Origin of the sequence: Butyrivibrio sp. NATIVEDY162 (assembly GCF_045999815.1) — a bacterium.
GTDB lineage: Bacteria > Bacillota > Clostridia > Lachnospirales > Lachnospiraceae > Butyrivibrio.
On sequence record NZ_CP172573.1, the window covers coordinates 451,046 to 471,657 of the forward strand.

Annotated in this window: 17 protein-coding genes; 16 read left to right on the plus strand and 1 reads right to left on the minus strand. The window is 37.9% G+C overall.

Annotated elements, in window-relative coordinates; genetic code table 11:
• Positions 1-20: 20 nt before the first annotated feature.
• The 8 genes from ilvB to ACHCNF_RS01855 all read left to right on the plus strand — a co-directional run bounded on the left by ilvB (position 21) and on the right by ACHCNF_RS01855 (position 11,048).
• The gene (gene ilvB, locus ACHCNF_RS01820; RefSeq protein WP_408071097.1) at positions 21-1,706 is read left to right on the plus strand and encodes a biosynthetic-type acetolactate synthase large subunit; all 1,686 of its coding nucleotides are present in this window, start codon (positions 21-23) and stop codon (positions 1,704-1,706) included.
• 19 nt (positions 1,707-1,725) lie between these two features.
• Positions 1,726-3,216: a L,D-transpeptidase gene (locus tag ACHCNF_RS01825; protein ID WP_408071098.1), complete on the plus strand. Its 1,491-nt coding sequence runs from the start codon at positions 1,726-1,728 to the stop codon at positions 3,214-3,216.
• Between the two features lie 376 nt (positions 3,217-3,592).
• The gene (gene serC / locus ACHCNF_RS01830) at positions 3,593-4,675 is read left to right on the plus strand and encodes a 3-phosphoserine/phosphohydroxythreonine transaminase (RefSeq protein WP_408071099.1); all 1,083 of its coding nucleotides are present in this window, start codon (positions 3,593-3,595) and stop codon (positions 4,673-4,675) included.
• A gap of 18 nt (positions 4,676-4,693) precedes the next feature.
• Positions 4,694-5,863, plus strand: coding sequence for a phosphoglycerate dehydrogenase (locus tag ACHCNF_RS01835; RefSeq protein ID WP_408071100.1), 1,170 nt, complete (start codon positions 4,694-4,696; stop codon positions 5,861-5,863).
• Between the two features lie 49 nt (positions 5,864-5,912).
• Positions 5,913-7,148 (plus strand): DUF1015 domain-containing protein, encoded by a 1,236-nt coding sequence (locus tag ACHCNF_RS01840; protein WP_408071101.1) that lies wholly within the window; start codon positions 5,913-5,915, stop codon positions 7,146-7,148.
• 181 nt (positions 7,149-7,329) lie between these two features.
• On the plus strand, positions 7,330-8,778 hold the full coding sequence (locus ACHCNF_RS01845) for an aminotransferase class I/II-fold pyridoxal phosphate-dependent enzyme (RefSeq protein ID WP_408071102.1): 1,449 nt from the start codon (positions 7,330-7,332) through the stop codon (positions 8,776-8,778).
• 116 nt (positions 8,779-8,894) lie between these two features.
• A complete protein-coding gene (gene speE / locus ACHCNF_RS01850) occupies positions 8,895-9,758 on the plus strand; it encodes a polyamine aminopropyltransferase (protein ID WP_408072173.1) in 864 nt (287 codons plus the stop codon).
• A 27-nt stretch (positions 9,759-9,785) separates the two neighbouring features.
• Positions 9,786-11,048, plus strand: coding sequence for a saccharopine dehydrogenase family protein (locus tag ACHCNF_RS01855; RefSeq protein WP_408071103.1), 1,263 nt, complete (start codon positions 9,786-9,788; stop codon positions 11,046-11,048).
• Positions 11,049-11,211: 163 nt separating this feature from the next.
• On the opposite strand, the gene ACHCNF_RS01860 is transcribed toward ACHCNF_RS01855, so the two are convergent.
• Positions 11,212-11,580: a response regulator gene (locus tag ACHCNF_RS01860; RefSeq protein ID WP_408071104.1), complete on the minus strand. Its 369-nt coding sequence runs from the start codon at positions 11,578-11,580 to the stop codon at positions 11,212-11,214.
• Positions 11,581-11,743: 163 nt separating this feature from the next.
• Between ACHCNF_RS01860 and ACHCNF_RS01865 the strand changes: the two genes are divergently transcribed.
• The 8 genes from ACHCNF_RS01865 to ACHCNF_RS01900 all read left to right on the plus strand — a co-directional run bounded on the left by ACHCNF_RS01865 (position 11,744) and on the right by ACHCNF_RS01900 (position 20,520).
• Positions 11,744-12,478, plus strand: a complete 735-nt coding sequence (locus tag ACHCNF_RS01865; RefSeq protein ID WP_408071105.1) for a tRNA threonylcarbamoyladenosine dehydratase — start codon at positions 11,744-11,746, stop codon at positions 12,476-12,478.
• Positions 12,479-12,480: 2 nt separating this feature from the next.
• On the plus strand, positions 12,481-13,734 hold the full coding sequence (gene nspC / locus ACHCNF_RS01870) for a carboxynorspermidine decarboxylase (protein WP_408071106.1): 1,254 nt from the start codon (positions 12,481-12,483) through the stop codon (positions 13,732-13,734).
• Between the two features lie 100 nt (positions 13,735-13,834).
• Complete coding sequence (gene upp, locus ACHCNF_RS01875) at positions 13,835-14,464, plus strand: uracil phosphoribosyltransferase (protein ID WP_408071107.1); 630 nt, start codon at positions 13,835-13,837, stop codon at positions 14,462-14,464.
• Between the two features lie 158 nt (positions 14,465-14,622).
• Entirely contained in the window at positions 14,623-15,846 is a 1,224-nt protein-coding gene (gene aguA / locus ACHCNF_RS01880) for an agmatine deiminase (RefSeq protein WP_408071108.1), read from the plus strand.
• Between the two features lie 16 nt (positions 15,847-15,862).
• On the plus strand, positions 15,863-16,786 hold the full coding sequence (gene aguB, locus ACHCNF_RS01885) for an N-carbamoylputrescine amidase (protein WP_408071109.1): 924 nt from the start codon (positions 15,863-15,865) through the stop codon (positions 16,784-16,786).
• A gap of 185 nt (positions 16,787-16,971) precedes the next feature.
• On the plus strand, positions 16,972-17,220 hold the full coding sequence (locus ACHCNF_RS01890) for a ferrous iron transport protein A (RefSeq protein ID WP_408071110.1): 249 nt from the start codon (positions 16,972-16,974) through the stop codon (positions 17,218-17,220).
• Between the two features lie 11 nt (positions 17,221-17,231).
• A complete protein-coding gene (gene gltX, locus ACHCNF_RS01895) occupies positions 17,232-18,701 on the plus strand; it encodes a glutamate--tRNA ligase (protein ID WP_408071111.1) in 1,470 nt (489 codons plus the stop codon).
• Positions 18,691-20,520: an ATP-dependent helicase gene (locus ACHCNF_RS01900; RefSeq protein WP_408071112.1), complete on the plus strand. Its 1,830-nt coding sequence runs from the start codon at positions 18,691-18,693 to the stop codon at positions 20,518-20,520. Before gltX ends, ACHCNF_RS01900 begins: the two co-directional genes overlap by 11 nt.
• Positions 20,521-20,612 lie beyond the last annotated feature (92 nt).

Sequence of the window (20,612 nt, forward strand, 5' to 3'; positions counted from 1 at the left end):
ATAAAAGGAGCACTGGATAAATGCAGCTTACAGGAGCACAAATAGTTTTGGAATGCCTTAAAGAACAGGGAGTTGATACTGTTTTTGGTTATCCGGGCGGAACAATTCTTAACGTATACGATGAATTATATAAACAGCAGGATAAAATTAAGCACATTCTGACTTCACATGAACAGGGTGCTTCTCACGCTGCTGACGGCTATGCAAGAGCAACGGGTAAAGTCGGAGTATGCCTTGCTACAAGTGGCCCCGGCTCAACAAATCTGGTTACAGGAATAGCTACAGCTTATATGGATTCCGTACCAATCGTTGCTATTACCTGCAATGTAAATCTGCCTCTTTTGGGAAAGGATACTTTCCAGGAGGTGGATATTGCCGGTATTACTATGCCTATAACTAAGCATGGCTATATTGTTAAGGATGTTAAAAAGCTTGCTGATACTATTCGCAAAGCTTTTGAAATAGCAAGGAGTGGAAGACCGGGACCTGTAATTGTGGATATTACAAAGGATGTAACTGCCAATAAATGTGATTACAAGCCTGCTACACCGGTACATAAAGAAAAAGCTCCAAAATATACAGAGGAAGATATAAACTCTGCTGTTAAGATGATTGAGCATGCTAAGAGGCCTTTTATTTATGCCGGAGGAGGTGCTGTAATATCAGGAGCAGATAAGGAACTTTTGACTTTTGCTGAGAGAATACAGGCTCCTGTATGCGATACTCTTATGGGAAAAGGTGCCTTTAGCGGTCATAACAGTCTTTATACAGGCATGATAGGCATGCATGGTACTAAAACCTCCAATTTTGGCGTAAGTGAATGTGACCTTCTTATAACACTTGGCGCCCGCTTCTCGGACAGAGTTATAGGAAATGCCAAGACATTTGCAAAAAAAGCCAAAATTTTGCAGATTGATATCGATGCTGCTGAAATAAATAAGAATATCCGGACAGATTTTTCTATTGTGGGAGATCTTAAGGAAGTATTATCAAAGATTAATAATAAACTTGCACAGCAGAATCATGCAGAATGGATAGCTCATATAAAGGAGTACGAGAAGAAATTCCCGCTTGGCTATGATAAAAACGCACTTACATGTCCTTATGTGATTGAAACACTTGATAAACTTACAGATGGTGAAGCGATTATTTCAACAGATGTTGGCCAGCACCAGATGTGGGCAGCTCAGTTTTATAAGTATAAACATCCGAGAACTCTTCTTACTTCCGGCGGACTCGGGACCATGGGCTATGGTCTTGGGGCAGCTATCGGTGCTAAGGTAGGCATGCCTGACAAAACAGTCGTTAATATAGCCGGAGATGGATGCTTTAGAATGAATATGAATGAACTTGCTACAGCAAGTAGGTATGATATTCATGTGATAGAAATAGTGATCAATAATCAGGTTCTTGGCATGGTCAGACAGTGGCAGAACTTGTATTATAACCAGCATTATTCCAATACAATACTTACTGATAAAGTTGATTATTGTAAGGTTGCTGAGGGACTTGGATGTATGGCAATCAGAGTCACTAAGAAGGATGAGGTTGTTCCTGCGCTAAAAAAGGCTCTTGCGGCTAAGGGACCTGTGCTTCTTGACGTTGCTGTGGATTCTGATGATAAAGTATTTCCTATGGTTTCTCCGGGAGCATCTATTAGCGAAGCTTTTGATGAAAAAGATTTAGAGGGAAAGGACAGAGCGTGATCTGTCCATAAAACAATATATGAAAAAGAGGAAAATTTTATATTTTTTATTGGCTTTTTCAATTGCTGCTTTTTGCGCTTTGTATGTACTTCTTGGCTTTTACTATACTGACAGTTTTACTTATGGAATATGGATAAATAAGGTTTATTGTACAGGCAAAAATGCTGATGAAGCCAATCTGGAGCTCAAAAACCATTCATTTTTTAATGGCCTCGTAGTTACTGCTGCAGGTGGACATAGCTATTTTGTTGATTCTAATATGGTTGACTTTAATGTTGACTATCGAGATGAATTACAACAAATGATAGATAAGCAGAATCCTTTTGCCTGGGGACTTAATTTTTTAAAGTCCAGGGATAGGGAAATTGTCGGTAATCCTACTTTTAATGAGGAAAAACTAAGGTATTTGGTTCAGTCATGGGATATATTCAATATCGAAAAGAAGGATTTGTATGAGCTTAAGAAAAACGATGAAGGATATTATCTTGTTGAAAACACGGAAAAGACAGCTAATTTTGATAAGTTTTATGAGAATATAAAAGCGGCGCTTTATAATAAACAGTACACGTTGGATCTGAGTGATGATTCAATGTATGATTCTGCGGCTGCTACAGAAGATGACCTTAATCTGTATTCACTGTATGAAAAGATAGATGAGCTTCAGAATTTAAAAGCTGCTATAAAAATAGGTGATGTTCGCATTTCTGCAAAGCCGTCCGCGGTATCTCAGTGGATGGTTACAATAGATGAGCTTACACGTGCACAGATAGAGGCTGAATCTCAGGATAATCCGGGTAAGGGATTATTCCTTGCAGGGGATAAAGTTACCACTTTTCCGGAAAAGTATAAGGTTGAAGAAAATTTTGTTACTGATGAGAATGGTAATATACTTCTCAGCTGTTCAAAAATACATGATTTTATTGAAAAAAATCTGAGCTATGTCGATACTAACAGTTGCATTGAGCGATTCCAGAAGGATGGTAAAGGGCTTATTTTTGTAAGTGGTAATAAGGATGGAAAGCTCTATGACATAGACAAGGAATATGAGTCTTTTATCGAATCTGTTACAGGAGCGGGGCCTGCGGAAACGGAAGTTGATCTTCCCGGAAAATCCTTTGTTATTGAAGGCAAAGAATTGGGAAAAGAGTATATTCTTGTTGATATGGGGAATCAGCATCTAAGCTATTATAAAAATGGAAAGATCAAAATAGAGTATGATATAGTTACCGGCAATACTGGCCTTGGCAGAGGGACTCCGGTTGGACTTTTTCATGTTTATAATAAGCGCTACCATACGATTTTAAGGGGAGTAGATTACGCTTCCTATGTCAATTATTGGTTAGGTGTCAATAAGGGAATTGGAATACATGATGCCACATGGCGAAGTCAATTTGGTGGCGAAATTTACAAGCATTCAGGATCACATGGCTGTATAAATTCTCCATTGGAATTTATGCAAAAACTATATGAATCGGTAGAAGTTGGAGTTCCTGTTTTGCTGTATTATTGACTTTTTACTGATTTTTTTCATTGAAAATTAACTTAATATAAAGCGGTATATGTCATTAAATTTTGCATAGGACAAGCTGTTTAAAAAAAGATGATGAAGAGTACTTTTTATTCTTCATTATCTTTTTTTGTGCCATTTAAATGATGATTTTTTGCGTGGTTTGCCTTGAAATGCGTTTGTTGCTTTGATAAAAAACATATTTAATGCGTAAATAATATGTCTGAAAACATTAAATAACATCAATTATGGAATACATAGTTGACAAAAAATATTTTATGTTTAAAATGATATTAAGTTTATGAAAAACATAAATGTAAAAATAAAAAAAATTTTGCGGAATTAGAGTTTTCTAATTGATTCACAGGAGGAAAAAACAGTGTCCAGAGTATACAATTTTAGTGCAGGTCCGGCAGTACTTCCGGAAGAGGTTTTAAAGCAGGCAGCTGCAGAGATGCTTGATTACAACGGCTGCGGTATGTCAATCAATGAGATGAGCCACAGATCAAAGACTTTTGATCAGGTTATCCAGACAGCTGAACAGGATATCAGAGATCTTATGAATATTCCTGATAATTACAAGGTATTGTTCCTTCAGGGCGGTGCAAGCCAGCAATTTGCAGCTGTTCCAATGAACCTGATGCAGAACAAGAAGGCAGCCTATATTGTTACCGGCCAGTGGGCTAAGAAGGCTATGGCTGAAGCCAAGAAATATGGTGAAGCAATTGAAGTTGCATCAAGTGCTGATAAGACATTTTCATATATTCCGGATTGCTCTGATCTTGCTATACCTGAAGATGCTGACTACGTATACATATGTGAAAACAACACTATATATGGAACAAAATTCAAGAAGCTTCCAAATACTAAAGGACATATTCTTGTATCGGATGTTTCATCATGTTTTTTGTCTGAGCCTGTAAATGTTAATGATTACGGTGTTATTTATGGCGGTGTTCAGAAGAATGTAGGTCCTGCAGGTCTTGTAATCAGTATTATAAGAGAAGATCTTATAAGAGATGACGTTCCTGATTTTGTTCCAACAATGCTTAAATGGAAGACTCAGGCAGATAACGGATCCTTATACAATACTCCAAACTGCTGGGCTATTTATATGTGTGGTCTTGTATTTAAGTGGCTTAAGGCTCAGGGCGGTCTTGCAGAGATGAAGAAGAGAAATGAAGAGAAAGCAGCAATTCTTTACGATTTCCTTGATAACAGCAAGATGTTTAAAGGAACTGTAAGACCGGAGGACAGATCTCTTATGAACGTTCCTTTCATTACTGACAGTGAAGACTTAAATGCCAAGTTCATTTCAGAAGCAACAGCAAACGGACTTGTAAGTCTTAAGGGACACAGAACTGTAGGCGGTATGCGTGCAAGTATCTATAACGCTATGCCAAAAGAAGGCGTGCAGAAGCTTGTAGACTTTATGGAAAGCTTTGAAAAAGCAAATCAGTAATATGAAGGGAGAGATAAAATGTTTAAATATAAATGCTTAAATCCTATAGCTAAGGTTGGCCTTAATAACTTTACAGATCAATATCAGGCTGTAGATAATATCGATGATGCTGATGGTGTTCTTGTTAGAAGTGCAAACATGAATGAGATGGAATTTTCCGATAATCTTCTTGCAATAGCTCGTGCAGGAGCCGGTGTTAACAATATTCCGATTGACAGATGTGCTGAAGAAGGAATCGTTGTTTTTAATACTCCCGGAGCTAATGCTAACGGTGTTAAGGAAATGGTTATTGCTGCTATGCTCATAGCTTCCCGTGACATTATCGGAGGTGTTCAGTGGGTTAGTGCTAATGCAGGTGATCCTGAAATCGCAAAGCTTACAGAGAAAACTAAAAAGAAATTCGCAGGAACAGAGATTGCAGGTAAAAAACTTGGAATAATCGGCCTTGGAGCAATTGGCGTGAGAGTAGCTAATGCAGCAAGAAACCTTGGTATGGAAGTATTCGGATACGATCCATATCTTTCTGTTGACGCAGCATGGAGCCTTTCCTCAGATGTTAAGCACGTAACTAATGTAGATGATATTTATTCAAAATGTGATATCATAACAATACACGTACCTGCTTTAGATAACACCAAGGGAATGGTCAATGCGGAAGCAATCTCCAAAATGAAAAAAGGAGTAATTTTGATTAATCTTGCAAGAGATATTCTTTGCAATGAGGCAGACGTCCTTTCCGGTATCAATTCAGGAAAAATCAGAAAATATGTTACTGACTTCCCAAACACTGTAACAGCAGGTCATGACGGTTGTATTGTAATCCCTCACCTTGGAGCATCTACAGAGGAGTCAGAGGATAACTGCGCAATTAAGGCAGTTCTACAGATGAAGGACTATCTTGAAAACGGTAATATCGTCAATTCAGTAAACATGCCTCGTTGTGAGCAGGGCATCTGCACTGTTCCAAGACTTGCAATTATTCACAAGAATGTTGCAGGTATGATTGGTAAGTTCACACAGGTACTCGGCAATGACGGTTATAACATTTCAAATATGACAAATAAATCAAGAGGAGATTTTGCTTATACTATTATTGACGTAGAGAGCAACATATCCGATGATATTACTGATAAACTTAAGAAAATTGATGACGTTATAAGAGTTCGCGTTGTCAGAAAAGAATTATAATAAAGGCTGTTTATAAATCAGCTTTTTGACATGAAAGGAATGACATTATATGGCAGATATAAGAGCTTTTGCAGCATATAGACCAAGGGTGGATATTGCGGATAAGGTTGCCGCTCTTCCTTACGATGTATACAATCGAGAGGAAGCAAGAGAAGAGGTTAAAAATGAACCTATGTCTTTTCTTGCAATAGACAGACCTGAGACACAGTTTCCGGATGATTATGATATGTATGCTGAAGAAGTATATCAAAAAGCTCATGACATGCTGTGGGAAAAAATTGAGAATGGCGTTTTTGTTCATGATGAAAAGCCCTGCTACTATTTATATGAGCAGACTATGAATGGAAGAGTACAAACAGGCATTGTTGCATGCAGTTCTGTGGATGATTACGACAATAATATCATCAAGAAGCATGAGAACACTCTTGCGAAAAAAGAAGCAGACAGAATTCACCATGTTGATTCCTGTGATGCCCAGACCGGTCCGATTTTCTTGTGCTATAGAGAAGATGCTGCCATAAGAGGCGTTATCAACAAGATCAAGGAAAAAGACAAGCCATTATATGATTTTGTCACCAAGGATGATATTAAGAGCAGAGTATTTATCATTGATAAGGATGAAGATATTTCAGTGATTGCTGAAGCTTTTAAGAAAATGGACAGCATCTATATCGCTGATGGACACCATAGATGTGCTTCTGCAGTTAAGGTGGCAAAAAAGAGACGCGAAAATGATCCTGAGGCAAACGGAAATAAGGACTACGATTTCTTTTTATCAGTACTGTTTCCTGACAGTGAACTTATGATAATGGATTATAACAGGGTTATAAAGGATCTTAACGGGCTAAGCGAAGAAGAGTTTTTGAAGAAAATCGAGGAAAAATTTGATCTTAGTGAATCTAATGACCCGGTTAAGCCTCAAAAGAAGTGCGATATCGGCATGCTTCTTAATGGAAAATGGTATAAGCTTACTGCTCACAAAGACATTATGAGTGAAGATGCTGTTGATGGACTTGATGTAAGCATACTGCAAAATAATGTACTTACACCAATTCTGAATATAAGTGATCCTAAGAATGACCCCAGAATTGATTTTGTTGGTGGTATTCGTGGATTAGGAGAGCTTGAAAAGAGAGTAGCCGGTGATTGTGTTTTGGCTTTTTCCATGTATCCGACTGATATCCATGAATTATTTGCAGTAGCTGATGCCGGTCGCCTTATGCCGCCAAAGTCTACCTGGTTTGAGCCTAAGCTTTTGAGTGGTTTGTTTATACACGCAATTTAATATTCTTTTTTTATTAAAAAGACATAGGATTAACTCAGTCTAAAAGCAGAATTTTACTTGACATTAGATACATCTATGCTAAGATAATTTTGCCTGATAAACGAGTATTTCGAAGGGCAGTATGCATAATGCATACCGCCCTTCTTTCTTTCATATAATATGTTTTTTGGAGGATGAGTTATTGGATCTGGATCGTCAGAGAAAAGCGCCGGTTTATGAAGCGCTTGAAAAATTTAGAAAACAAAGAGTGGTGCCCTTTGACGTACCTGGACATAAGAGAGGCCGTGGAAATGCTGAGCTTGTTCGTTTTCTTGGGGAACAATGTGTAGGAATAGATGTTAATTCAATGAAGCCTCTTGATAATTTGTGCCATCCTGTTTCTGTTATTAAGGAAGCAGAAGAGCTTACTGCAGATGCATTTTGTGCAGAACATGCCTTTTTGATGGTAAATGGCACTACCAGTGCAGTACAGGCCATGGTCCTTTCGTCAGTAAAACATGGCGAAAAGATAATAATGCCAAGAAATGTTCATAAAAGTGCAATTAATGCGTTGATTCTTTGTGGAGCTGTTCCTGTTTATATAGATCCCAAGGTGGATACTAAACTTGGAATCCCGCTTGGTATGGAGCTGACTGACGTTGAAGCGGCAATTAATGAAAATCCTGATGCCAAGGCAATTTTAATAAATAACCCTTCTTACTACGGAATTTGTTCAAACCTTCAGGCAATTGTTAACCTGGCGCATGAGCATGGTATGAAGGCTTTGGTTGACGAGGCACACGGAACACATCTGTACTTTGGACCAAATCTGCCACTTTGTGCTATGAAGGCAGGAGCGGATATGGCTGCCATAAGTATGCATAAATCAGGAGGGAGCCTGACACAAAGTTCGCTTCTTCTTTGCGGTAAAAATGCAAATATAGGATATATAAGCAGAATCGTAAATCTCACGCAAACCACAAGCGCCAGCTATCTTCTCATAGCAAGTCTTGATATCTCCAGAAGAAATCTGGCACTTCATGGCCATGACAGCTTTGAAAAGGTTACGGGAATGGCAAAGTATGCGAGGGAAGAAATAAATGAAATTCCCGGATATTATGCATATGGACATGAACTTATTAATGGCGGAAGCATTTATGATTTCGATGAGACTAAGCTTGTTGTAAATACCAGAGGAGTAGGACTTACAGGTATAGAAGTGTATGATCTGCTTAGAGATGAATATGATATACAGATGGAATTTGGTGATTTATCTAACGTAATGGCGTATATCTCTATCGGCGACAGATTACAGGACATCGAGAGACTTGCAGGTGCCCTTGCAGATATAAGAAGACTTTATGCTAAGCCGGAGCAGAGCTTTTTCTCTGCTGAATATGTTACTCCCATAGTTAAGGCTACTCCCCAGGAAGCGTTTTATGCAGAGAAGGAATCACTACCTATCAGGCAGACGATTGGAAGAATCAGCGCGGAGTCTGTTATGTGCTATCCTCCGGGAATACCGATCATCTCTCCGGGTGAAGTTGTAACAGAGGAGATTCTTGATTATATACTCACAGCAATGGAAAAGGGATGCTCCATGCAGGGACCAGAGAGTGAAGATATTTCAGAACTACAAGTATTAAAGTAGTGCAAATTTCTAAGATTAACCATATAATTATATTGTATGGTTAATTTTGTTTTGTACTAAAATATAAATTGCCTTTAAATAATGATTTATGTTTTGGAGGAAAAATAATGCCTCAGATGGATTACTGGTTTGGTGAAATGCATACCAACAATGTAAAAATAAATATAAGATTAAGCAAACAGCTGTTTTCTGGTTCAAGTGAATTTCAGAGAATAGATGTGTTTGATTCTCCTGAATTTGGAAAATTTCTGGCATCCGACGGAAATATAATCTTTTCAGAGAAGGATGAATTTACATATGATGAGATGATAGTACATGTACCAATGGCTGTTCATCCCAAGGTTCAACGTGTACTTGTCCTGGGCGGTGGTGATGGCGGTGTAGCCAGAGAGCTCAGTCACTATGAAGAGATAAAGGTTATCGATGTGGTTGAACCTGACAGCATGTTTGTTGAAGTATGTAAGCAGTACTTTCCTGATAATGCCTGCGGTCTTGATGATGACAGAGTACATATCTATTACCAGGATGGTCTTAAGTTCCTTAGAAAATGTGATGATATGTATGATCTGATTATCAATGATGTCACCGAGCCGTTGGGACATGAAGCAGGTCTCTTTACGAAGGAATTTTATGGAAGCTGTTATAAAGCTCTTCATGATGACGGTATTATGGTTTATCAGCATGGAAGTCCTTTCTATGATGAAGATGAAGAGAGTTGCAGAGCAATGCATAGAAAGGCCTATAGAGTTTTCCCGGTTAACAGGGTTTATCAGGCTCATATTCCTACCTGCCCCGCAGGATATTGGCTTTTTGGTTTTGCAAGTAAAAAATATCATCCTCTAAAGGATTTTAATCCTGACAGATGGGATGAAAGAAATATAAAGACATGGTATTACACGACACATCTTCACAAGGGAGCATTCATGCTACCTAAATATGTTGAGGATTTGTTGCAGGAAGAAGAAGCAATGTCAAGATAATAAAACTTTTTTAATGGAGGTTTTTAGATGAGCAGATTATTGGTTATAGGTTGTGGAGGAGTTGCTCAGGTAGCAATCCAGAAATGTGCGCAGAATAGCGGTGTTTTTACAGAAATGTGTATTGCATCCAGAACGGTTTCTAAGTGTGATGCTCTTAAAGAAAAGCTTGAGAAAGCCGGAACATCGGTTAAGATTACTACCGATACTGTTAACGCAGATGATGTGGAGGATATAAAACGAGTAATTAACAGCTATAAACCGGATGCTGTTTTAAATGTGGCACTTCCTTATCAGGATCTGACTATAATGGATGCATGTCTTGAATGTAAGGTTGATTACATTGATACTGCAAATTATGAACCCGAGGATACAGATGATCCGAAGTGGCGTGAGATTTATGAAAAGCGCTGCAAGGAAAAAGGATTCACAGCATATTTTGATTACAGCTGGCAGTGGGCTTATTTTGACAAGTTTAAGGAAGCTGGACTTACGGCTTTACTTGGAACAGGCTTTGATCCCGGTGTAACATCTGTTTTCACAGCATATGCTAAGAAGCATTATTTTGATGAGATTCATTATATTGATATCATGGATTGCAATGGCGGAGACCATGGCTATGCATTTGCGACAAACTTTAATCCCGAGATCAACCTTCGTGAAGTATCTGCTAACGGTAGTTATTGGGAGGATGGTCATTGGGTTGAAACTAAGCCCATGGAGATTAAGAGAGAATACGATTTCGCTCAGGTTGGCAAAAAAGATATGTATCTTTTACACCACGAGGAGATCGAAGCTCTTGGAAGAAATTTCCCTGAAGTAAAGAGAATTCGTTTCTTTATGACATTTGGCCAGAGCTATCTTGATCATATGAGATGCCTTGAGGATGTAGGTATGCTTTCAACAAGTCCTGTAATGTTTGAAGGACGCGAGATTGTTCCAATTCAGTTCCTTAAAGCGCTTCTTCCGGATCCTGCAAGCCTTGGCCCCAGAACTGTAGGTAAGACCAACATCGGATGTATTTTCAAAGGCATAAAGGACGGAAAAGAGAGAACTATTTATATTTATAATGTTTGTGATCACCAGGAATGTTATAAAGAACTTGGCAGCCAGGCTATCAGCTATACAACAGGTGTACCGGCTATGATCGGAACAGCACTTGTTGTTACCGGAAAATGGAAGAAACCCGGGGTATTTACAACTGATGAGTTTGATCCTGATCCGTATATGGATATGCTTAATGAGTATGGTTTACCTTGGGTCGTTGAAGAAAACCCTGTGCTTATAGATTGATTTTCGTAGTAAATTTATGAAGGGATGATCAAAATGAACAGATTTTGATTTTTTAGACTTATTATAGAAGATATGGCAAAGAAAAATCAGGGCAGGCCATGATAGCTTGCTCTGATTTTTATATGCACAGACATGTGCATGATAGACCTGTTACAAAAAAAGATTATTCATCTTTAAAAATTTTTGAGAGGGCTCTTATTACATCACTTGCCATAAAGGGCTTTACAACAAAATCCTTGGCACCTTTTTTTAACGCCAGTACGATCATAGGCTCCTGTTTTTGGTCTGAGCACATGATCACATTAGCATTTGAATCAAAGGCCATTACTTCGGTTAGTGCATCAATACCATTCATCTCAGGCATATTAATGTCAAGGATAAGCAAATCAGGCTTTTTCTCCTTATATTGCTCAACAGCCTGTTTGCCGGTTTTAGCTTCGCCGATTATTTCATATTTTTCCTTATCAAGTGATGATTTTAGCATCTCACGCATAAATGTAGTATCGTCAGCTATCAGAATTCGTTTGCGCATTTTTACTCCATTCCTCTTTGAAAACTCTATAAAAATATATTTACTATATCTAAATCTCTTATAAAATATTATTACAACAAAATTTGCTAATATCCAATAAAAAAGAGTTACAATTTCATTAAAGAAAAATAAACTTGAAATGTGTGTTAGAAAGAGAAAATTTATGAGTGAAATTTTTGCAAGAACCGAGTTGTTGCTTGGTAAAGAAGCAATAAATACCCTGAAAAATAAGCATGTTGCAGTATTTGGCATTGGAGGAGTCGGAGGATATGTGTGCGAAGCTCTGGTCAGAAGTGGAATAGGCAAATTTGATCTGGTTGACAGCGATACTGTTGCAGAAAGCAACCTTAACAGACAGATAATTGCGCTTCAGACTACAATTGGTAAATATAAAACTGAAATGATGAAGGAAAGGATGCTTTCTATCAACCCGGATGTTGTGGTAAATATTCACAACTGCTTTTATCTGCCTGAAAATGCAGACAATTTTGATTTTAAAAAATACGATTATATTATTGATGCGGTGGATACGGTTACTGCTAAGCTGGAAATTATCATGCGTGCTAAAGCTGCAGGTACTCCGGTTATAAGTGCCATGGGGGCAGGTAATAAGCTTGATCCATCCAGATTTAAAGTTGCTGATATATATAAAACCAGTGTTTGCCCTCTGTGCAAGGTTATGAGAAGAGAACTGAAAAAAAGAAATATCAAAAAGCTTAAAGTGGTATATTCTGATGAATTGCCTATTAAACCGGAGATAAGAAGTGAAGATGCTGCTGAAATTAAAAAGACAGGTTCTTCAAGAAGAAGCACTCCGGGAAGTACGGCTTTTACGCCTGCTGCCTGCGGGCTGGTGATTGCAAGCGAAGTTGTTAAGGATTTACTGAGGGGACAATAATCATGAATTTTAATGAATTAAAAACACCTGTTTATGTGATAGATGAAAATAAGCTTAGGAAAAACTGCTTAGTATTAAGTGATGTGATGAATAAATCCGGAGCAAGGATCCTTCTGGCGCAGAAGGCATTTTCAGCATACAGTACTTATCCATTAATTGCGGAATATCTTGCAGGAACAACAGCCTCAGGTTTATATGAAGCGAAACTTGCATACGAAGAGTTTTATACAGAAAAACAAAAGAAACTTATTGGTACTTCATCTAAGAATGAAGCTGCAGCTAAGGAATTATTCCCTGAAATTCATGTGTTTGAACCTGCTTTTGGAGATAGTGAAATATCAGAAGTGTGTGATATAGCAGATCATATTGTGTTTAACTCAATATCACAGCTTGAGCATCATAGAAAAGTGTGGGAAAAGGCAATTGAAATAAAGGGTACAATTGAAAAGCCGCTTAAAAGAAATGGCTTATCTGTTGGACTTCGTGTAAATCCTGAATTTTCAACTCAGGAAGGTCACGATATATATGATCCCTGTGCACCGGGCTCCAGACTTGGTATAAGATTATGTGATTTTCCCGAAGAGCTGCCCAAAGGTGTAGAAGGATTGCATTTCCATACTCTATGTGAGCAGGGATTTGAACCGCTAAAGGAGACCTTTGAAGCCTTTGAAAAAAGCTTCGGAAAATACTTGCCTAAAAAAGGCGAAAGCGGTCAGATAAAATGGATCAACATGGGCGGCGGACATCACATATCCAAAAGTGATTATGACACAAAAGGTTTGATAGAGCTTATTAAATATATAAAAAATACATATGCCGTGGAGGTTTATTTAGAACCCGGCGAAGCAATAGCTCTTGATGCAGGTTATCTTGTTACTACAGTTATGGATATTGTAAAAACAGAAAAGTTCCCTGTTCTTATCCTTGATACTTCTGCTGCATGTCATATGCCTGATGTGTTGGAGATGCCCTACAGACCACCGCTTATGGACGGATTTGAAATTGAAGAAAAAACCTTTAAGTACAGGCTGTCATCAAGGACCTGCCTTGCAGGAGATATAATTGGTGACTATAGCTTTGATCATGAGATAAGAATAGGTGACCGACTGATATTTGAGGATATGGCAATCTACAGTATGGTTAAAAATAATACATTCAACGGTATGGCATTGCCGGATATAGCTATATTGCATGAAAATGGTAGAACAGAAGTCGTAAAACACTTTGATTATTCAGACTTTAAATGCAGATTATAAGCAATGAAAAAGTAATAGTAAATGTTTTTATAACTTTTGTAGCGCCCATATTAAATATATGATATTATTTTTAACAGTAAATTTTCGGAGGTAGAAAAATATGAAAAATGTTACTGTCTTGGATCATCCTTTGATTGAGCATAAATTGTCAATACTTAGAGATAAGCACACCGGAACAAAGCTTTTCAGGGAGCTTGTTGGTGAAATCGGCGCTTATCTGGTTTATGAAGCAATGAGAGATGTTGCTCTTGAGGAGACAACAGTAGAAACTCCTATTAAGACCATTAAAATGGGTAGACTTAATGAAGATAATTATGCTTTTGCTCCTATCATGAGAGCAGGAATGGGACTCTTGGATGGAGTTCTTAAGGTTATTCCTAATGCAAAGATTGCTCACGTTGGAATGTACCGTGATGCACATACATATGAACCTGTAAATTATTTCTTTAAGGCACCTGAGGATATAGGCGACAGAGAAGTTATAATACTTGATCCCATGCTTGCTACCGGCGGTTCTGCATGTGATGCAATCGACCTTTTCAAGAAAAAGGGCGTAAAAAAGATGAGATTTATCTGCCTTATTGCAGCTCCCGAAGGCATTGAAAGGGTTACTACAGAGCATCCTGATGTTCCTATTACATGTGCTCATATTGATGAATACCTTAACGAAAACAAGTATATTGTTCCCGGTCTTGGAGATGCCGGTGACAGAATATTCGGTACAAAATAATTGAATATTTGATACGAGTTCTGCCGGGTGCAAAGTGTCTGGTAACAAAACTTTATAGCTTAAGGCATAATCTGTTTTGTTACTAATTACTTTTCACCCGGTTTTTGTATGTAATATTTACATCTGATAAACTTGATTAGTGTAAGGAGCAGCTTACAATGAGCGAAGTAATTAAAGGATATCCCGCAAGCGATGGATACAGAATGCCTGCTGAATATGACCTTCATGACGGGACCATGATGATATGGCCCACAAGGCCCGGAAGCTGGGGGAGGGATGCCACAGCTGCGCAGATGGCATTCTGTAATATTTTTTCTCATATTATTAAATCCGAAAAACTCTATGTATTAGTGGACAAGGCTGATTTTGAGAAAGCTCATATTTTTATAAGAGAGCATACGCAGAACCTTGTTAAAATAATCTGCGTCAGAGGACAAGGAGAAAAAACACCTGAAAAGATCAAAGATTCAGGGATAATCATTTTGATTGAAATGGAAACCGATGACTCATGGTCAAGGGATACAGGGCCTACTTTTGTCAGAAATACAGAAGGTAATGTAAGAGGCATTGATTGGGAATTTAATGCCTGGGGTGGAGAAGCAGATGGTTTATATGCCAATTGGGATGCAGATGATCTTGTGGCCTCGGGATTTTGCAAGCTTTTAAACATAGATTATTATGATGCGCATCCCTTTGTGCTTGAAGGAGGTTCAATCCATTCTGACGGAGAAGGAACAGTTATGGTTACTTCCAGTTGTCTTTTGAGTGAGGGAAGAAATCCAAAGCTTGGCAAATCCAAAATAGAAGAACAGCTGAAAAAATATCTGGGAGCAGAGAAGGTACTCTGGCTTCCAAGCGGTATTTATAATGATGAGACAAATGAACATGTAGATAACGTATGTGCTTTTATATCACCCGGGGAAGTTGTTCTGGCATGGACTGATAATGTTAATGACCCTCAATATGAGATGTCCAATGCGAGCTATGAATATCTTCTGGGTGAAACAGATGCCAGAGGACGAAAACTAAAGATACATAAGCTCCCTATTCCTGATCATCCTGTTTGCTGTGAGAAGGAGGATATAGATAATTTCGTATTTGAAGAGGGAGAGGATGACCGCTCTGTAGGTGAAAGACTTGCTGCAAGTTATGTAAATTTTTATTTTACAAATACAGAGATACTAATTCCTGCATTTGGAAATGAAAATGAGGAAAGTGACCAAAGGGCAATGAAAATTATGGAAAAGATATGTAAAAACCGTAAGATTGTTTCCATACCGGCAAGATCTATACTAATGGGAGGCGGAAACATACATTGCATTACACAGCAGATTCCATCTGATATCAGTAATATGAGACGCAAAATAATTAATTTCGAGTAAGAAAGGCTTAAAAATCATGTATAAAGACAATTCATCAACTACAGTGGCTGCTATACAGTTTGCCTGTGGAAGAGAAGCAACCGGTAATCCGGAAATATCCGATGAAGATCTTGTTGTAAGAAACATAAAAAAGGCAGATAAGCTTGTTCGAAAGGCAGCATCTCAGGGTGCTCAGATAATTCTGCTGTCAGAACTTTTTGAGAGGCAGTATTTTTGCCAGGAGAGACGATATGATTATTATGATTTTGCTACGACCGTAAATCAGAATGCTGCGGTGGGGCATTTCAGAAAAGTCTGCAGAGAACTTTCGGTAGTTATGCCTATAAGTTTTTATGAACGTGAAGGCAATGTGATGTACAATTCTGTAGCAATGATTGACTCAGACGGTGATATCCTTGGCGTTTACAGAAAAACACATATTCCCGATGATCATTTTTATCAGGAAAAATTCTATTTTACTCCCGGAGATACAGGCTTTTCGGTATTTGAAACAGCTTACGGAAGAGTCGGAGTAGGAATTTGCTGGGATCAGTGGTTTCCGGAGACCGCAAGATGTCTTGCGCTTCAGGGAGCTGATATTATTCTTTATCCTACAGCTATAGGTTCCGAACCAATACTTAATGTTGACAGCAGCGGACACTGGCAACGAACCATGCAGGGACACTCAGCAGCCAATATTATCCCGGTTGTAGCAGCTAACCGTATAGGAACAGAAAACGTTGTACCTTCAGAGGAAAACGGAGGTCAGCTTTCTTCGCTTAAATTTTATGGTAACAGCTTTATGACTGATGAGACCGGAGACATATTGAGAAAGGCATCGGATTCTTCAGAAGAGATAATAATGGCAGTATACGATTTTCATGAAATCAGACAGAACCGACTGTCGTGGGGACTCTTTAGAGACAGACGCCCGGAATGTTATAAGGAAATTGTTGAATAAAAAGAGATATATGTAATGCCACTACATTACTTACTTTACCGCATTAAAGCGGTGCTCTTTTCATTTGTTATAAGGTGTTATATAATTTCAAAGCATGTGTAGATATAAATGTCACGAATACATTATATGTTTTATTTGTATATAAATCTACAATATGTAGTAATTACATTTTATGAGGTAGTTGTATGACTCTTACAGATGGGGAGAAGAATGGCGTTTATCTTGTAAAAGAGATGAATGTCGAGAAGGAAGTCTATTCCGAAAGACTTAAGTCCATTGGTATCAGACATGGATCTCACGTTAAAGTAATCAATAAAAAAGAACGCGGCGGACTCATCGTTCAGGTTGAGAAAAAACAAATTGCGTTATGCCGCAACGTAGCTTCAGGAATTATTGTTGAATTTGAGAAAAAAGAATATCCGGAGGTTATGTAAAGAGGAGAATTATGGCACAGAAAATAAGAACCCGTTATGCACCGAGCCCAACGGGAAGAATGCATGTAGGAAACTTAAGAACAGCACTTTATGCTTATCTTATTTCCAAACATGAGGGCGGTGATTTCATCCTTAGAATAGAGGATACTGATCAGGAGCGCTATGTTGAGGGTGCTACTGAGATAATCTACAGAACTCTTGAAAAGACAGGGCTGATTCATGATGAAGGGCCTGATAAGGACGGCGGTGTCGGCCCTTATGTTCAGAGTGAGAGACAAAAGCAGGGAATTTATCTTAAATATGCCAAGGAGCTTATTGAAAAAGGAGAGGCATATTACTGCTTCTGTGATGAGGCAAGACTTGCCACACTTGTTCAGGAAATTGATGATGGAAATGGCGGTAAGAAGGAGATAAGTGTTTATGACAAGCACTGCCTTCACCTTTCAAAGGAAGAGGTTGAGAAGAACCTCGCAGAAGGTAAGCCTTATGTTATCAGACAGAATAATCCTACAGAAGGTACAACTACATTCCATGATGAGTTATACGGAGATGTAACTGTTGAGAATAAAGAGCTTGATGATATGGTTCTTATTAAGTCTGATGGATATCCTACTTACAATTTTGCAAATGTTGTAGATGATCACCTTATGGGCATCACTCATGTTGTCAGAGGTAATGAGTATATTTCTTCATCTCCTAAATACAACAGATTGTATGATGCATTTGGCTGGGAAGTTCCTAAATATATACATTGTCCTCTTATTACTGATGAAGAACATCATAAACTCAGTAAGAGAAGCGGTCACTCATCCTTTGAGGATCTTATTGAGCAGGGATTTTTATCTGAGACAGTTGTAAACTTCGTGGCACTTCTCGGATGGTCACCTGATGACAATACAGAGATCATGAGCCTCAAGGAGCTTGTAGAGAAGTTTGATTACAGACGTATCAACAAGTCTCCTGCAGTGTTTGATTACACAAAGCTCAAATGGATGAACGGTGAGTATCTTAAGAAGATGGATGACGAAGAGTTCTACAAGCTTGCAGAGCCTTACATGAAAGAGGTTATTAAGAAAAACCTTGATCTTCATAAGATAGCAGCAATGATTAAGACAAGAATTGAAATCTGGCCTGACATTGCAGAGATGATCGATTTCTTCCAGGAGATGCCTGATTATGACATATCCATTTATAAGCATAAAAAGATGAAGACCGACGAAGCATCATCACTTGCAGTGCTTAAGGACCTTCTTCCAATTCTTGAAGCTCAGGAGGACTACAGTAACGATGCCCTTTATGCTAAACTTCAGGAATATATTAAGGAAAAAGAATACAAGAACGGCTATGTTCTTTGGCCGATTCGTATAGCAGTTTCAGGTAAGGCCATGACTCCCTGCGGTGCAACCGAAGCTATGGAAGTTATTGGAAAGGAAGAGACTCTTAAGAGATTAAAAGAGTCTATCTCAAAGCTTGAAGCCTGACATTGATTTAAGATGTAACTCCGCTCAGAGAAGTGCCATTGAGCACTTTGAAGGACCTGCTTGTATTATAGCAGGTCCCGGCAGCGGTAAAACCTTTGTAATTATTAAGCGAATACTAAACCTGATCCGGCGGGGAGTTGATCCCGGTTCAATACTTACAATAACTTTTACGAAGGCAGCTGCAATTGAGATGCAGCAAAGATTTATTAAAGAAACAGACTCTGTATATCCGGAGGTTCTCTTCGGAACATTCCATTCAATTTTTTATCATATATTAGACAATAGAAACTATTCTATTTTGAAAGAAGCAGATAAATACAAAATACTAAGACATATTTTGTATGGGAAGGATTATGACAATGAGTCAATAAGACTTATTCTTTCTGAAATATCAAGACTAAAGAATACCGGTGACAGCCCCTTGGATTGTGATAAATCCGTTCCATTCTATGAGAACTTTCCGGCAATATATGAAGAATATAATAAAATACTTAAGGAACAATCACTGATTGATTTCGACGATATGGTACTTTTGTGTCGGGACTATCTTATAAGCAGACCTGACATAAGGAAAAAATGGCAGAATAAATTATCCTTTATTCAAATTGATGAATTTCAGGATATCAATAAGATGCAATTTGAAGTGGTAAAGCTTCTGCTTGATGAAAATCACAATCTCTTTGTTGTAGGGGATGATGATCAGTCAATTTATGGATTTAGAGGTTCTGATCCAAAGCTTATGCTTTCTTTTGATGAATATTATGAAAATACCAGAAAAATAATACTTGATACTAACTACCGATGCGCATTGCCGATTCTTGAAGCTTCAAAATTAGTAATTAGCGAAAATAAGGTAAGATTTATAAAGGACATAAAATCAGGAAAAAAACATTCTGATGGAATAGTATCAGGGAATGCCTTTTTGGACAGAAATGAGGAATACTCGCACATTTTAAAAGCAATAAATACTATGAAAACCAAAATGCCTCTTAATGAAATTGCAATTATCGTTCGTACCAATACTGAAGCTACATGTATAGCAAGGGTCCTGAACGAAAATAAAGTACCATGTTTTTATAAAGAAAAAATAATTGCGTTACATGAGAAGCCTGTCATTATGGATGTTTTATCCTATATGGCCTTTGCAAAAGACGGTAACAAAAGAAGCGATTTTTTAAGAATAATGAATAAGCCTGTACGATATATATGCAGACAATGCTGCGAAAATCAGATAATAGTTGAAAAAGAGCTTATTGATTACTATACCAAACTGGGAAAGTTAAACATGGCTGCTACTGTGCAAAAATTGTTCAGAGACATGAAGCTGTTATCAAAGCTTAGTCCAAAGGGGGCTGTTCGATTTATCAGGGGGTACCTTGGATATGATAAGTATTTAAAAGAAAAAAATTCAGGGAATAAAAAAGTGCTTGATACTCAGATGGATGAACTTGATGAATTTGAGACGCTTTGTTCGGATTTTAACTATTATGAGGATTTAATTGAATATCTGGATGATACTTCAAAAGTATTAGATAGCATGAGAACTTCAAAAGTCTTAAATAAACAGGGAATTCGGGTAATGACAATGCATGCTTCAAAGGGTCTGGAATTCAAAGCAGTTTTTCTTCCTGATCTGAATGAAGGTATTGTGCCATCAAGGAAAAGCATAACAAATGAAGAAATAGAGGAAGAGCGCAGAATGCTTTATGTGGCTATGACAAGAGCAAAGGAAGAACTTTATCTGCTATATGTAAAGGGAACGAAGGAAAATCCCATGAGAAAGTCCGGATTCTTAAGACCATTAAACGATCTTTTTTAATAATAATTTAACATCAAGAGACGATGAATGATAAATCAATAGATTTTAGTGCGGTATTTTGTTATATATGATAATATAAAAATGATATTTTT

Excerpts from the sequence above, each read along its gene's own strand:
- ilvB (WP_408071097.1), top strand. The coding sequence starts at position 21 with ATGCAGCTTACAGGAGCACAAATAGTTTTGGAATGCCTTAAAGAACAG.
- ACHCNF_RS01825 (WP_408071098.1), top strand. The coding sequence starts at position 1,726 with ATGAAAAAGAGGAAAATTTTATATTTTTTATTGGCTTTTTCAATTGCT.
- ACHCNF_RS01835 (WP_408071100.1), top strand. The coding sequence starts at position 4,694 with ATGTTTAAATATAAATGCTTAAATCCTATAGCTAAGGTTGGCCTTAAT.
- ACHCNF_RS01840 (WP_408071101.1), top strand. The coding sequence starts at position 5,913 with ATGGCAGATATAAGAGCTTTTGCAGCATATAGACCAAGGGTGGATATT.
- speE (WP_408072173.1), top strand. The coding sequence starts at position 8,895 with ATGGATTACTGGTTTGGTGAAATGCATACCAACAATGTAAAAATAAAT.
- ACHCNF_RS01855 (WP_408071103.1), top strand. The coding sequence starts at position 9,786 with ATGAGCAGATTATTGGTTATAGGTTGTGGAGGAGTTGCTCAGGTAGCA.
- ACHCNF_RS01860 (WP_408071104.1), bottom strand. The coding sequence starts at position 11,580 with ATGCGCAAACGAATTCTGATAGCTGACGATACTACATTTATGCGTGAG.
- ACHCNF_RS01865 (WP_408071105.1), top strand. The coding sequence starts at position 11,744 with ATGAGTGAAATTTTTGCAAGAACCGAGTTGTTGCTTGGTAAAGAAGCA.
- nspC (WP_408071106.1), top strand. The coding sequence starts at position 12,481 with ATGAATTTTAATGAATTAAAAACACCTGTTTATGTGATAGATGAAAAT.
- upp (WP_408071107.1), top strand. The coding sequence starts at position 13,835 with ATGAAAAATGTTACTGTCTTGGATCATCCTTTGATTGAGCATAAATTG.
- aguA (WP_408071108.1), top strand. The coding sequence starts at position 14,623 with ATGAGCGAAGTAATTAAAGGATATCCCGCAAGCGATGGATACAGAATG.
- aguB (WP_408071109.1), top strand. The coding sequence starts at position 15,863 with ATGTATAAAGACAATTCATCAACTACAGTGGCTGCTATACAGTTTGCC.
- ACHCNF_RS01890 (WP_408071110.1), top strand. The coding sequence starts at position 16,972 with ATGACTCTTACAGATGGGGAGAAGAATGGCGTTTATCTTGTAAAAGAG.
- gltX (WP_408071111.1), top strand. The coding sequence starts at position 17,232 with ATGGCACAGAAAATAAGAACCCGTTATGCACCGAGCCCAACGGGAAGA.